The sequence below is a fragment of the Pseudonocardia acidicola genome, from assembly GCF_012911935.1.
Lineage (GTDB): Bacteria > Actinomycetota > Actinomycetes > Mycobacteriales > Pseudonocardiaceae > Pseudonocardia > Pseudonocardia acidicola.
Map to the genome: position 1 here is coordinate 1 of NZ_JAAXLA010000121.1, position 12,983 is coordinate 12,983.

The following is a 12,983-nucleotide window of genomic DNA, read 5'->3' on the forward strand; positions in this document are numbered from 1 at the left end:
CGCCCACCCGAAGCTGACCCGACCGTCCCCACATCGCCGGGCCGCGTGAGCGACGCCTCCACGTCGTCGTCGCGGCCGATCGATCGTCCGAACGCGCCGTGCTGTGCCGGGGCCGATGCGGGATCGCCGCCAGGAGGTCTCTCGTTGCTCGCGCTCGTGGCCGCGCACCTCGCGATGGCCGGTGTACTCCCGGCCGTCTCCGCGCGCAGCCGTCGAGCCGCGTTCGGCGTCGCCGCCGTTCTCCCCGCGGCGACCCTGCTGTGGGCGCTGGCCCATGCCCGCGACGCACTCGCCGGGGGCCTGACCTCCACCACGGCCTGGGCTCCCGAGCTCGGCCTCGAGCTGAGCTTCCGGCTCGACGCGCTCGGCCTGGTGATGGTCGTCCTGGTCGCCGGGCTCGGCGCGCTGATCTTCACCTACAGTGCCTGGTACTTCGGGCGCAACAGCCGCGATGCCACCCGGACGGCCGCGCTGCTGCTCTTCTTCGCCGGCGCGATGCTCGGGCTCGTCCTGGCCGACGACCTGCTGACGCTGTACGTGTTCTGGGAGCTGACGTCGATCGCGTCGTTCCTGCTGGTCGGGCAGAGCGGTGAGCACCGGGCCAACCGGCGCGCCGCGCTGCAGGCCTTGCTGGTCACCGTGTTCGGCGGGCTGTCGATGCTGCTCGGGATCGTGCTGCTCGGCGAGGCGGCGGGCACCTACCGGATCTCGGAGATCGTGGCCGCGCCGCCGAGCGGCGGGACGGTCACCGCCGCGCTGATCCTGATCCTGCTGGGCGCGCTGACGAAGTCCGCCCAGCTGCCGTTCCACCCCTGGTTGCCCGCGGCGATGGCCGCGCCCACTCCGGTCAGCGCCTACCTGCACGCGGCGTCGATGGTGAAGGCGGGCGTGTACCTGGTGGCCCGGTTGTCGCCGGCGTTCGCCGGGCGGGTCGAGTGGTGGGCGCCCGTGGTCGTGCTCGGCCTGGGCACGATGCTGCTGGGCGGCTGGCGCGCGCTCCAGGAGACCGACCTCAAGCGGCTGCTGGCCTTCGGTACCGTCAGCCAGCTCGGGTTCCTCATGGTGCTGCTCGGCGCCGGCGGGCGGATCGCCGCGATCGCCGGACTGACGATGCTGCTGGCGCACGGGCTGTTCAAAGCGCCGCTGTTCATGGTGGTCGGCACCGTCGACAAGGTCACCGGCACCCGCGACGTCCGGGAGCTGTCCGGGCTGGGCTGCACGCTGCCCGGGCTCGCCGCGGTCGCCGCGGTGGCCGGGCTGTCCATGGCCGGGATACCGCCGCTGCTCGGGTTCGTCGGCAAGGAGGCCGCGTTCGAGGCGTTCCTGCACGACGGCGGCCCGCGCGGCTGGATCGTCGGGCTCGGGTTGCTCGCCGGCTCGGTGCTCACCGTGGCCTACACCGCGCGCTTCCTGTGGGGGGCGTTCGCCACGAAACCGGGCGTCGAACCCGTCGAGGCGTCCCGGCCCGCTCCCGGGCTCACCGTCCCGACCTGGATCTCGGCGGTGGCCGGGCTCGCCCTCGGCATCGGTCACCCCCTGGTCGGCGCGCTCGCCGGGGGCTACGCCGGCGCGTACCCGACGGGCGACCCCGTCGCGGCCGGCTACCACCTCGCGCTGTGGCACGGTCTGACCCTGCCACTGGGGTTCTCCGCGATCGCCGTGCTGGGCGGCCTCGCGCTGCACGCCCGTCGCGACGCCGTGACCGCCCTGCACCGGCGGCTGCACCACCCGGTCAGTGCCCAGCGCGGATACGAGATCGTCGTGGCCGGGCTGGAGCGGCTCGCGGTGCGGGTGACCGGCCGGCTGCAGGTCGGTTCGCTGCCGACCTACCTGGCGGTGCTGCTGATCACGGTGATCGCGCTGCCCGGCACGGCGGCGCTGATCGCCGGCCGATGGCCGACCGACCAGGTGCTGTTCCACGCGGTCATGCAGCTGCCGCTGGGGCTTGCGGTGATCGTCGCCGCGCTGGCCCTGCTCCGAGCCCGCCGCCGGTTCACCGCCGTGCTGCTGGTCGGGGCGATCGGTTACGGCATCGGCGGCCTGTTCATCGTGGACGGCGCCCCCGACCTGGCACTGGCCCAGTTCCTGGTCGAGACACTCACCCTGGTGGCGTTCGTCTTCGTGCTGCGGCGGCTGCCGGCGCACTTCGCCGAGAGCCGGTCCTCGACACGCATCCGGATCCCGAAGGCACTCATCGCGGGGGCCGGCGGAATCCTGGTCGCGCTGCTCGGGGTGGTGCTCAGCGGCGCACGGGAGGCCCCGCCCGCGACCAGCCAGGAGTTCGTCCGGCTCGCGCCCGAGGCCGGTGCGGCGAACGTGATCAGCGCGATCCTGGTCGACTTCCGGGCCCTGGACACCGTCGGTGAGATCACCGTGCTGCTCATCGCGGCCGCCGGCACCGCGAGCCTGGTGCTGGCCACCCGCTACGACCGCCGGCGCAACGGGCGGGTGAGGAGCGGTTCGGGTTCCCCCGAACACGAGGAGGAACTACTCGGATGACCCGGACGCCGACTCCCGACACCCCCGAGCGGGTCCCGTGGAAGCAGTGGGACGAGCCGTCCGAGCAGTGGATGCTGCCCGGCGAGTGCCCGATCGCCTCCGAGCGCACCCTGCTGCTCGAGGTCGCGACCCGGATCCTGTTCCCGACCGTGCTGGTGTTCTCGATCTACCTGCTCCTCGTCGGCCACTACGCGCCCGGCGGCGGGTTCTCCGGCGGCCTGGTCGCCGGGCTGGCGTTCGTGCTGCGCTACACCGCAGGCGGTGGCGCGGACAACGCGGCGGACATCGGAGCCCGGGTGCGGATCCGCCCGCCGTTGCTGGTCGGGCTCGGGCTGAGCCTGGCCGTGCTGACGGCGCTGGCCCCGGTGGCGTTCGGCGCACCGGTGCTGTCGAGCGCGAAGCTGACGCTGCACGTCCCGGCGATCGGCGACGTCGCCCTGGTGACCAGCCTGATCCTCGACGTCGGGGTGTACCTGCTCATCGTCGGCGTCGTGCTGGACCTGCTGCGCTCGCTGGGAAGCGGCATCGAGCGCGACGCGCGTGCGGCCGGTGAACGCCCGTGAACACCGTCAACATCAGCATGGCGGTGGTCGTCGCGGTGCTCTACTCCGTCGGCTTCTACCTCCTGCTGCAGCGCTCTCTGATGCGGGTGCTGCTGGGGATCGTGGTGCTCGGACACGGCGCGAACCTGCTGCTGCAGTTGGCCGGCGGGCCGCCCGGGCGGGCCCCGGTCCTCGGCACCGTGCCGCCCGACCAGATCACCGATCCATTGCCGCAGGCCCTCGCCCTGACCGCCATCGTGATCACCTTCGCGCTGACCACGTACCTGCTCGCGCTGGGCTACCGGTCCTGGGTGCTGGTCGGCCACGACGAGGTGCAGGACGACGTCGAGGACCGCCGCATCGCGCTGCGCGAACGCCCGGACGGCTCGATGGGCGAGGAGGCGTCCTCCGAGGACGGCACCGACGACGAGGAGGACCCGGGTTCTGCCGCCGCGTCCGGCGACCCGGTCGACCCCGCCGCGGCCGGAGCGGGGTCCGGGCAGGGGGGCGCCCGATGAGCACCCTGGTGACCCTGCCCGTGCTGCTGCCGATGCTCGGCGCCGCGCTCACCGTGATCGGCAGCCGCTCCGCGCGGGCGCAGCGGCTGGTCGGCGTGGTGGTGCTCGCCGCGGTGTCGGTCGTCGCGGCCATCCTGCTGGTGGCCGCCGACCGGGGTGGTCCCGTGGTCGCCGAGCTGGGCGGCTGGCCCGCCCCGGTCGGCATCGTGCTGGTCGCCGACCGGCTCTCCGCGCTGCTGTTGCTCATCTCGACGGTGGTCACGCTGGCGGTGCTGGTCTACGCGATCGACCAGCGGATCGCCGACTACGGCCCGGAGACGCCCAGCACCACGTTCCACCCGATCTTCCTGCTGCTCTCCGCCGGCGTCTCGCTGGCCTACCTCACCGGCGACCTGTTCAGCCTGTTCGTCGCGTTCGAGATCATGCTCGCGGCGTCCTACGTGCTGATCACGCGGCGCACCAGCGCATCCCGGATCCGATCCGGGATGACCTACGTGATCATCAGCTTGACCTCGTCGCTGCTGTTCCTGACGACGATCGCGCTGGTCTACGCGGCCACCGGCACGGTGAACCTGGCCGACCTGGCGCAGAAGGTGGGGGCGCTGCCGGCCGGGCTGCAGACGGTGCTGGCGCTGATGTGCGTCGTCGTGTTCGGCATCAAGGCGGCGATCGTGCCGCTGCACTTCTGGCTGCCCGACAGCTACCCGAACGCGCCCGCGCCGGTCACGGCGCTGTTCGCGGGCCTACTCACCAAGGTCGGTATCTACGCGCTGCTGCGCACCCAGACGCTGATCTTCCCGCAGGACCACCCGTCCACGCTGCTGCTGGTGATCGCCGTCCTGACGATGATCGTGGGGGCGCTCGGCGCGCTCGCCCAGAACGACCTCAACCGGTTGCTGTCCTTCCTGCTGGTCAGCCACATCGGGTTCATGCTGTTCGGGCTCGCCGTGTTCGACGCCGCGGGGATCGCCGGCACCGCGCTCTACATCGTCCACCACATCACCGTGCAGGCGACGTTGTTCCTGGTCAGCGGTCTGATCACGCGACGTACCGGGACGGTGTCGATCGACGCGATGGGCGGGTTGGCGAAGACCTCGCCAGCGCTCGCCGTGCTGTTCGCGATCCCCGCGCTCACCCTGGCCGGTATCCCGCCCACGTCGGGCTTCGTGGCCAAGCTGGCGCTGCTGGAGGCCGGTGCGGGGGCCGGGCCGGGTACCACCGTGGTCGCCGCCGTCGTGATCGTCTCCAGCCTGCTCACGCTGTACGCGATGGTGCGGGTGTGGGTCCGGGTGTTCTGGGGCGCGCCCAAGGAACCGCTGACCGATCCCGATCCCACCGACGAGCTGGTCGTCGGCACCGCGCGGACCGCCAAGCCGATGTACGTCGCGACGGGGGCGCTGGTGGCGGTCAGCGTGGCGATCGCGGTGGCGGCCGGGCCGCTGTCCGCGGTCACCGGGCGGGCCGGGCAGGACCTGCTGGATCGCGGGCCCTACCGGGTCGCGGTGCTGGGAGAGGGGAGGGCCCCATGATTTCACCGGCGAACCCGGCGTGGACGCGGCGGCTGCCGCAGGTGGTCTGGCTGACCGTGGTGTGGGTGCTGCTGTGGGGCACCGTCTCGGTGAAGATCGTCCTCGGCGGGCTGCTCGTCGCGGTGGCCGTGACGTTGCTGTTCCCGATGCCGATGTCGGGGGCACGGCTGCCGCTGCGGCCGGTGCGGCTGCTGCGGCTGGCCGGCTTCCTGATCGTCGACCTCGTGGTCTCGGGGGTGCAGGTCAGCTGGGAGACGCTGCGCTACGGGCCACGCGCCCGGGCGGGCATCATCGCGGTGCCGCTGCTCGCCGGGTCCGACCGGGTGATCACGATGGTGGCCGGTGCGCTGTCGCTGGCGCCCGGCAGCTTCGTGCTGCAGATCGACCGGCGGCGCCGGACCTGGTACGTGTACGCCCTCGGATTGCGGGGGCCCGCCGACGTCGAGCGCGTGCGCCGGCAGGTGCTGACCCTGCAGCGCCGGGTGATCGCCGCGCTCGGCACCCCCGACGAGCTGACGGCGTGCGAGCGCGGGCCGGCGGTGGGGAGATGAGCACCGTCTTCGCGATCACGCTGGCCATGCTGTGCGTGGCCGGGCTGCTGACCCTGCTGCGGCTGCTGCGTGGGCCGAGCACCCTGGACCGGATCGCCGCGCTCGACGTGTTCGTGGTGCTGATCGTGGCCGCCGCCGCGGTGTACGTGGCGATCTACCGCGACAGCTCCAACATCCCGCTGCTGGTCGCCGTCGCATTGATCATCTTCGTCGGCTCGGTCACCGCCGCGCGGCTCGTCGAGCGTTGGGAGCGGCACCGGTGAGCACGTTCGGCGACATCGTCACGGCGGTCCTGTTCCTCGCCGGTGCTGCGTCGTGCCTGCTCGGCGCGCTGGGCCTGATCCGGCTTCCCGACCTGCCGGCCCGGCTGCAGGCCGCGACCAAGCCGCAGACCCTCGGCCTGCTGCTCATCCTGATCGGCACCACGATCCGGGTGGAGTCGGCCAGCGCCGTGACCCTCGCACTGGTCGTGCTCTTCCAGTTGCTGACCGCGCCGGTGATCTCGCAGATCGTGGCCCGCTCGGCCTACCGAACCGGGACGCTGCGGCGCGACGAACTGGTGATCGACGAGCTGGCCGAGCGGATGTCGCGCGACGACGCCGGGGACGCCGCGCCGGGCGGCTCTGCCGGGGACAGCGGCCGCCGGAGCACGTTCTAAGCTCAGCCTCCGTGCCCATCTACGCTCTCGGCGACGTCGAACCGGACATCCATCCCGAGGCCTACGTCCACCCGGACGCGGTCGTGATCGGCAACGTGAAGCTCGGCGCGGAGGCCTCGGTGTGGCCGACCGCCGTGCTGCGCGGCGACGACGGCTACATCGAGGTCGGGGCGCGCACGAGCGTGCAGGACGGCACGATCGTGCACTGCACCGCGACCCAGGCGACGATCATCGGCGCGGACTGCACCGTGGGACACAACGTGCACATCGAGGGCGCCACGATCGCCGACCGCTGCCTGATCTCCTCGGGTTCGGTCGTGCTCAACGGCGCGACGATCGAGCACGGATCGGTGGTCGCCGCCGGCGCCGTCGTCTCGCCCAACGCGCACATCCCGGCGCGCAGCATGGCGCTGGGTGTCCCGGCTCGGGTGCGGGAGGGTTACCAGGTGCCCGAGGGTGCGTTCGACTACGCCGTGCAGTCCTACATCCAGCGCGGCAAGCGGTTCCGCGCCGAGCTGCGACTGCTGGAGGGCTGAACGGATGGCTGCCAAACCGCTGCACGAGGTCGTCGAGGCGGGCTGGGCCCGCGCCCTGGAGCCGGTCGCGCCCGCGATCGCCGACATGGGCGCGTTCCTGCGCGCCGAGATGGCCGCCGGGCGTCGCTACCTGCCGGCCGGCCCGAACATCCTGCGCGCGTTCACCCAGCCCTTCGACCAGGTCCGGGTGCTCATCGTCGGCCAGGACCCCTACCCGACGCCCGGGCACGCGGTCGGGCTGTCGTTCTCGGTGGCGCCGCAGACCCGCCCGCTGCCACGCTCGCTGGCCAACATCTTCCGCGAGTACAGCACGGATCTCGGCTATCCGTCGCCGTCGAACGGGGACCTGACGCCCTGGGCCGAGCAGGGGGTGCTGCTGCTCAACAGGGTGCTCACGGTGGAGCCCGGCCAGCCCGGATCGCACCGGGACAAGGGCTGGGAAGCGGTCACCGAGCAGGCGATCCGGGCGCTGGTCGACCGTGACGGCGAGCCGCTGGTCGCGATCCTGTGGGGCCGTGACGCGCGCAATCTGGCGCCGCTGCTGACCGACGTGCCGACGATCGAGTCCGCACACCCGAGCCCGATGTCGGCCGACCGCGGGTTCTTCGGGTCCCGGCCGTTCAGCCGGGCCAACGACCTGCTCGAGGAGCTCGGCGGCGACCCGGTGGACTGGAAGCTGCCCTAGCGCGGCCGGCCGCGGCGTCTCGGCTGTCCGCCGTGAGCAGCCCGGGGGGACCACCGTCACCTGCGCGTCTCGGACGCCGACCGGGAGGCGGCGGGCGCAGCGACTGCGCGCCCCGACGGCCGAAGGGCCGATCACCGTCGCCGAATCCGAGGAACGGCTCGACAGGGTCTACGGGGCGACGGCCTACGCCGATCCGGAGCCCCCGCCGGCCGACCTGCCGGGTCCGGCCGGTGCTGTGCTGCCACGGCACCACACGGCGGTCGCGCCGGACATGCGGGAGTTCGTGGAACTGCGCACCGCGATGGGCACGATCGTCCGCAAGGGCGGCCGGGCGGTGCCGCGCCGGTTGACGATCCGTACCGCGACGGGTGTGGTGAACCTGGATCTCACCTCGGCATGGGCGCGGTCACGAGCCTCGTGCCGGAGGGGTCACCGCGGACGTCGACGGGATCCGGACGTCCAGGGGAACGGTGCGGTCCCGGGTGCCCGCGATCCCGGACATCGGATTCCCGCACCTGCGCCTGACCGGCAGTGCCGGAACAGGCAGCCTCGCGATCCGGCAGCCGGCCGACTCGCGGCGCCGGTTCCGGTGAGCTGGATCAGGGCGGACAGCAGTCAGGGCCGCCGCGTGGAACGCGACGGCCCCGACGCGGCCTCTGTCAGGCGCGTGCGACCTTGCCGGCCTTCAGGCAGGAGGTGCACACGTTCATCCGGCGGCGGTTGCCGCCGTCCTGGCGGGCGCGCACCGTCTGGATGTTCGGGTTCCAGCGGCGGTTGGTGCGGCGGTGTGAGTGCGAGACGGACATGCCGAAGCCCGGACCCTTTCCGCAGACGTCGCAGACGGCAGCCACGTCGGACACTCCTCGGGGTAGACAAACGGAAACACCAGGGCAGGCCCCGGTTCGTACTCATGAGGGTACCCAGGCCGTCCGGCGCGGTTCAAACCGGCCGGTCGCTACCCTCGGCGCCGTGCTCCGGAACCTCGATGCAGCCCTGCTCAGACAGTGGACGGCGGCGTCGACGGCAGCGCTGGAGCGGCACCGCGCGGAGATCGACCGGATCAACGTGTTCCCGGTTCCCGACGGGGACACCGGGACCAACCTGCTGCTGACCATGCGCGCCGCCGGGGACGCGCTGCGCCGCGGCCTGCGCGAACTCGACGGGGCCGGCGGGAAGGAGTGCGGGGAGGACGGTGCCGCCGCAGGATCCGCGGCCGCCGCCCTGGCCCGCGGTGCGCTGATGGGGGCGCGCGGCAACTCCGGCGTCATCCTGTCCCAGGTCCTGCGCGGGATCTCCGAGGCGGTGGCCGAGGGCAACGGCGCGGCCGCGGACGGGGCGGTGCTGCGCGCGGCGCTGCAGCGGGCCGACCGGCTGGCCGCGGCCGCGATCGCCCAGCCGCGGGAGGGAACCGTGCTGTCGGTGCTGGCCGCCGCGGCCGGTGCCGCGTCCGGCTGCGGTTCCGACCGGCTCGACGACGTCGCCCTGGCCGCCGCCGAAGCCGCCGCGGTGGCCCTGCGTGCCACCACCGGGCAGTTGGTCGAGCTGGCCCGGGCCGGGGTGGTCGACGCCGGCGGGTTCGGCCTGGTCGTGATTCTCGACGCACTCGTCGAGGTGCTCACCGGGCGCACGCCCGCCGTGCCGCCGAGCACGCCGGACGGGAGCTCCGCGGCGGGCCGGCCGGTCCGCGGGCGGGAGGCGCTGACCGTGGAACGGGAGAGCGGCTCGGCGGACTTCGACTACGAGGTCATGTACCTGCTCGACGGCAGCGACAGTGCCCGGATCGACCGGTTGCGCGCCGAACTGGTCACGATCGGCGACTCGGTGGCCGTGGTCGGTGACGGCGCACCCGACGGCACCGGGCTGTGGAACGTCCACGTGCACTGCACCGACATCGGCGCCGCGCTGGAGGCCGGGCTCGGCGCCGGCCGGCCGCACCGGATCACCGTGATGCGCTTCGCCGACCAGGTCGACCCCGACGTCGCCGACGTCGCCGACTTCGCCGACGTGCCCGGCGGCGCGCTCGCCGGGGGGCGGTTCGTCCGCAACCGGGCGGTGCTCATGACCGTCGCCGGCGCGGAGGCCGCCGCGCTGGCCCGCGGCGCCGGCGCCGACGTCCTGGAGCACCCGGCGGACCGGCCGGTCGGGGAGGACGAGCTGGCCGCCGCGCTGGCCGGGACCCGATCCCGGCACGTCGTGCTGCTGGCCTGCGACGTGGACCTGACCCCGGTCGCCGAGCGGGCCGCGTCCGCCGCGCGCCGTGACGGCCAGGAGGTCGTCGTCATCCCGACCGCGTCGGTGCTGCAGGGCCTGTCCGCGCTGGCCGTGCATGACCCCGCACGCCGGGCCGGGGACGACGTGGTGGCGATGGCCGAGGCCGCGGCGGGGACCCGGACCGGCGGGCTGCTCGTCGCCGAGTCCGAGGCGCTGACCTGGGTGGGCCGCTGCTCGCCGGGTGACGTGCTCGGACTCTCCGACGGCGAGGTCGTGCTGATCGCGCCCGACTTGTCTGTCGGTGCTCTCTGGTTGGCTCACCGCATGCTGACCCCGGGTGGTGAGCTCGTCACCGCGCTGCTGGGCGCCGACGCCGACGACGAGCTCGGCGAGCGGCTCGCCGACGACCTGCGGCGCACTCATCCCGAGGTCGACGTGCTGGTCTACCGGGGCGGGCAGACCGACTACCCGCTGGTGCTGGGTGTGGAGTGAGCAGAGATGAGGGCATGAGCGGCATCGACCTGGACACCCCGCTGCAGGGCACGCTGGGCAAGAAGGCGGCCGACGCGCTCGCGGCCAAGCTGGACCTGCACACCGTCGGTGACCTCGTGCGGCACTATCCGCGCCGCTACGTCGACCGCGGCAAGCTCACCGACATCGCCGGGCTGGAGCTGGGCGAGCACGCCACCGTGGTGGCGCAGGTCCACACCGCCACGCTGCGCACCATGCGGGCCCGGCGCGGGCAGTTGCTCGCGGTCGTCATCCGCGACGAGCGCGGGCGCGAGCTGAGCTGCACGTTCTTCGCCGGGCACAAGCTGCAGCACGTGATCAAGCCCGGGATGCGCGCGCTGTTCTCCGGCAAGGTCTCGATCTTCAACAGGAAGCTGCAACTCACCCACCCCGAGTTCGAGCCGCTCGAGGAGGACGAGAACATCCGGCCGTTCGTCTCGGTCTACCCGGCCGCCGACAAGCTGCCGTCGTGGGACATCGCCCGCTGTGTGCGGATCGTGCTCGACCAGCTCGACGACCCGACCGACCCGCTCCCCGCGCAGATCCGGCGCGCCGAGGGACTGCCCGAGCTGGGCCGGGCGCTGCGCCGCATCCACCTGCCCGAGACCGAGGCCGACCACCACGCCGCCCGGGCCCGGCTGGTGTGGGACGAGGCGATGGGCGTCCAGCTCGCGCTGGCGGTGCGCCGGCGGCGGGCGGTCGAGCGTCCGGCCGCGGCCAGCCCGGTCCGGGCCGGTGGCCTGCTCGACGCGTTCGACGCCGCGCTGCCGTTCGCGCTCACGGCCGGGCAGCAGGCCGTCGGCGCGGAGATCGCCGCCGACCTCGCCCGCGAGCATCCGATGAACCGGCTCGTGCAGGGCGATGTCGGTGCGGGCAAGACGGTGGTGGCGCTGCGCGCGATGCTGCAGGTCGTCGACGGCGGCCGGCAGGCCGCGATGCTCGCGCCGACGGAGGTGCTCGCCGCCCAGCACGCCCGCTCGCTGCGGGCGCTGCTCGGCCCGCTCGGCCGGGCCGGGGAGCTCGACTCCGCCGAACGGGCCACGAAGGTCACGCTGCTCACCGGTTCGCTGCCCACGGCGGCCCGCCGGCAGGCGCTGCTCGACGCGCAGTCCGGCGCCGCGGGGATCGTCGTCGGCACGCACGCGCTGATCCAGGACACCGTCGGGTTCGCCGATCTCGGACTGGTCGTCGTCGACGAGCAGCACCGGTTCGGCGTCGAGCAGCGCGACGCCCTGCGCGGCCGTGGCGAGCGCACCCCGCACCTGCTGGTCATGACCGCGACGCCGATCCCGCGGACCGTCGCGATGACCGTTTACGGCGACCTCGAGGTGTCCGCGCTGCGTGAGCTGCCGCGCGGGCGCTCGCCGATCGCGACCACCGTCGTCCCGGCGGGGGAGAAGCCGGCCTGGCTGGAGCGGGTGTGGAAGCGGATCCGTGAGGAGGTCGCCGAGGGACACCAGGTCTACATCGTGTGCCCACGGGTCGGCGGGGAGAACGGCAAGGGGGCTTCGGCCGCCGACCTCGAGGACGCCGACCTGATCGATCTCCAGGACCCGGACATCGGTGCCGACTCCGACGACGGCGGGCAGCGGCGCCCACCGCTGGCCGTGCTCGATGTGGCGCCCGGGCTGGCCGAGGGGCCGCTGCAGGGACTGCGGGTGGGGATCCTGCACGGGAAGCTGCCGCCCGACGAGAAGGACACCGTGATGCGGGCTTTCGAGGCGGGCGAGATCGACGTGCTGGTCGCGACCACCGTCGTCGAGGTCGGGGTGGACGTGCCGAACGCGACCGCGATGGTGATCCTCGACGCCGACCGGTTCGGCCTGTCCCAGCTGCACCAGCTCCGCGGCCGGGTCGGCCGGGGATCGGCGGCCGGAGTGTGCCTGTTGGTCACCGACGTGCCCTCGGGGACGACGGCGCGCGAGCGGCTCGACGCGGTGGCCGGCACGACCGACGGGTTCGAGCTCGCCCGGCTGGACCTGGAGCTGCGCCGGGAGGGCGACGTGCTCGGCGCGATGCAGTCCGGGCGGCGCTCCGGGCTGCGGCTGCTCTCGCTGCTGCGCCACGAGAAGATCATCTCCGCGGCACGGGGATATGCGACGGAGATCGTCGACCGGGACCCGGACCTCGCCGAGCACCCCGGCCTGGCCTTGTTGGTCGACGAGGTCGTCGGCGAGGAACAAGCAGAGTACCTGGACAAAGTCTGACCGCGAGTCGCCCTTTTCGGTAGCGCGAGTCGCCCTTTTCGGTAGCGCGAGTCGGCGTTTTCGGGAGGGCGAGTCGCTCGCCAGAGGGCGCCGGCCGGGTGACGGCCCGACTGCGCGGTCTCTCCTCGCGCCGAGTCGCGATGAGATAGGGCCCTCGACGCCGGGGTCGCCGCGTCCAGACATCGTTCATCTGGCAGGACGAACGAGACAGGTGCGGAACCGGGGCCACGCTGGTCACTCTTCGCTGCGCCGGTCGCGTCAGCGCCCACGAGTCGGCTCCCTGCTGGGCCCTCGGTCGACCGCCGCCTGCCGGTGCTTCCGGCGACACGTGGGCGTCGGTCCCGCCGCGGCATGGGACTGGCCCGTGGCAGTACCGAGATTCGTGCACCGTCAGATGTGCCCGAGTCGCGCTACCGAAAGGGGCGACTCGGCATACCGAAAAGGGCGACTCGCGCTACCGAAAAGGGCGACTCGCGCTACCGAAAAGGGCGACTCGCGGTCAGACTTTGTCCAGGTACTCTGCTTGTTCCTCGCCGA

The 12,983-nt window shown here is 73.2% G+C and carries 12 protein-coding genes and 1 pseudogene; 12 read left to right on the forward strand and 1 reads right to left on the reverse strand.

Annotated features, from left to right (window positions below; all coding sequences use genetic code 11):
- The first annotated feature begins 144 nt into the window (after window positions 1-144).
- From mbhE to HF526_RS37595, 10 genes and pseudogenes are all read left to right on the forward strand, one after another.
- On the forward strand, window positions 145-2,499 hold the full coding sequence (mbhE, locus tag HF526_RS33070) for a hydrogen gas-evolving membrane-bound hydrogenase subunit E (protein WP_169385595.1): 2,355 nt from the start codon (window positions 145-147) through the stop codon (window positions 2,497-2,499).
- Window positions 2,496-3,062, forward strand: coding sequence for an MnhB domain-containing protein (locus HF526_RS33075; RefSeq protein WP_169385596.1), 567 nt, complete (start codon window positions 2,496-2,498; stop codon window positions 3,060-3,062). Before mbhE ends, HF526_RS33075 begins: the two co-directional genes overlap by 4 nt.
- Complete coding sequence (locus HF526_RS33080; RefSeq protein WP_338051921.1) at window positions 3,059-3,559, forward strand: Na(+)/H(+) antiporter subunit C; 501 nt, start codon at window positions 3,059-3,061, stop codon at window positions 3,557-3,559. The genes HF526_RS33075 and HF526_RS33080 overlap by 4 nt, the downstream gene beginning before the upstream one ends.
- Window positions 3,556-5,088: a Na+/H+ antiporter subunit D gene (locus HF526_RS33085; protein ID WP_169385597.1), complete on the forward strand. Its 1,533-nt coding sequence runs from the start codon at window positions 3,556-3,558 to the stop codon at window positions 5,086-5,088. The genes HF526_RS33080 and HF526_RS33085 overlap by 4 nt, the downstream gene beginning before the upstream one ends.
- Entirely contained in the window at window positions 5,085-5,639 is a 555-nt protein-coding gene (locus HF526_RS33090; protein WP_169385598.1) for a Na+/H+ antiporter subunit E, read from the forward strand. Before HF526_RS33085 ends, HF526_RS33090 begins: the two co-directional genes overlap by 4 nt.
- The gene (locus HF526_RS33095) at window positions 5,636-5,902 is read left to right on the forward strand and encodes an MrpF/PhaF family protein (RefSeq protein WP_169385599.1); all 267 of its coding nucleotides are present in this window, start codon (window positions 5,636-5,638) and stop codon (window positions 5,900-5,902) included. Before HF526_RS33090 ends, HF526_RS33095 begins: the two co-directional genes overlap by 4 nt.
- Entirely contained in the window at window positions 5,899-6,297 is a 399-nt protein-coding gene (mnhG, locus tag HF526_RS33100; protein ID WP_338051922.1) for a monovalent cation/H(+) antiporter subunit G, read from the forward strand. Before HF526_RS33095 ends, mnhG begins: the two co-directional genes overlap by 4 nt.
- 11 nt (window positions 6,298-6,308) lie before the next feature.
- Window positions 6,309-6,833: a DapH/DapD/GlmU-related protein gene (locus HF526_RS33105; RefSeq protein ID WP_169385601.1), complete on the forward strand. Its 525-nt coding sequence runs from the start codon at window positions 6,309-6,311 to the stop codon at window positions 6,831-6,833.
- A 4-nt stretch (window positions 6,834-6,837) separates the two neighbouring features.
- Entirely contained in the window at window positions 6,838-7,518 is a 681-nt protein-coding gene (locus HF526_RS33110) for a uracil-DNA glycosylase (protein WP_211178162.1), read from the forward strand.
- Between the two features lie 103 nt (window positions 7,519-7,621).
- Window positions 7,622-7,726: pseudogene (locus HF526_RS37595) on the forward strand (DUF1707 domain-containing protein); the annotation flags it as partial.
- A 451-nt stretch (window positions 7,727-8,177) separates the two neighbouring features.
- Here the strand turns inward: HF526_RS37595 and rpmB are convergent.
- Window positions 8,178-8,369 carry a 50S ribosomal protein L28 gene (rpmB, locus tag HF526_RS33120; RefSeq protein WP_169385602.1) on the reverse strand — a complete coding sequence of 64 codons (192 nt, stop codon included), beginning with the start codon at window positions 8,367-8,369 and terminating at the stop codon, window positions 8,178-8,180.
- Between the two features lie 118 nt (window positions 8,370-8,487).
- On the opposite strand from rpmB, the gene HF526_RS33125 reads away from it, so the two are divergent.
- Window positions 8,488-10,221: a DAK2 domain-containing protein gene (locus tag HF526_RS33125; RefSeq protein WP_169385603.1), complete on the forward strand. Its 1,734-nt coding sequence runs from the start codon at window positions 8,488-8,490 to the stop codon at window positions 10,219-10,221.
- Between the two features lie 14 nt (window positions 10,222-10,235).
- The gene (locus HF526_RS33130) at window positions 10,236-12,446 is read left to right on the forward strand and encodes an ATP-dependent DNA helicase RecG (protein WP_169385604.1); all 2,211 of its coding nucleotides are present in this window, start codon (window positions 10,236-10,238) and stop codon (window positions 12,444-12,446) included.
- The last annotated feature ends 537 nt before the right edge of the window (window positions 12,447-12,983 follow it).

What these genes read in the sequence shown, in the direction of transcription:
- HF526_RS33075 (WP_169385596.1), top strand. Translation starts at nt 2,496, where the DNA reads ATGACCCGGACGCCGACTCCCGACACCCCCGAGCGGGTCCCGTGGAAG.
- HF526_RS33085 (WP_169385597.1), top strand. Translation starts at nt 3,556, where the DNA reads ATGAGCACCCTGGTGACCCTGCCCGTGCTGCTGCCGATGCTCGGCGCC.
- HF526_RS33090 (WP_169385598.1), top strand. Translation starts at nt 5,085, where the DNA reads ATGATTTCACCGGCGAACCCGGCGTGGACGCGGCGGCTGCCGCAGGTG.
- HF526_RS33095 (WP_169385599.1), top strand. Translation starts at nt 5,636, where the DNA reads ATGAGCACCGTCTTCGCGATCACGCTGGCCATGCTGTGCGTGGCCGGG.
- HF526_RS33110 (WP_211178162.1), top strand. Translation starts at nt 6,838, where the DNA reads ATGGCTGCCAAACCGCTGCACGAGGTCGTCGAGGCGGGCTGGGCCCGC.
- HF526_RS33130 (WP_169385604.1), top strand. Translation starts at nt 10,236, where the DNA reads ATGAGCGGCATCGACCTGGACACCCCGCTGCAGGGCACGCTGGGCAAG.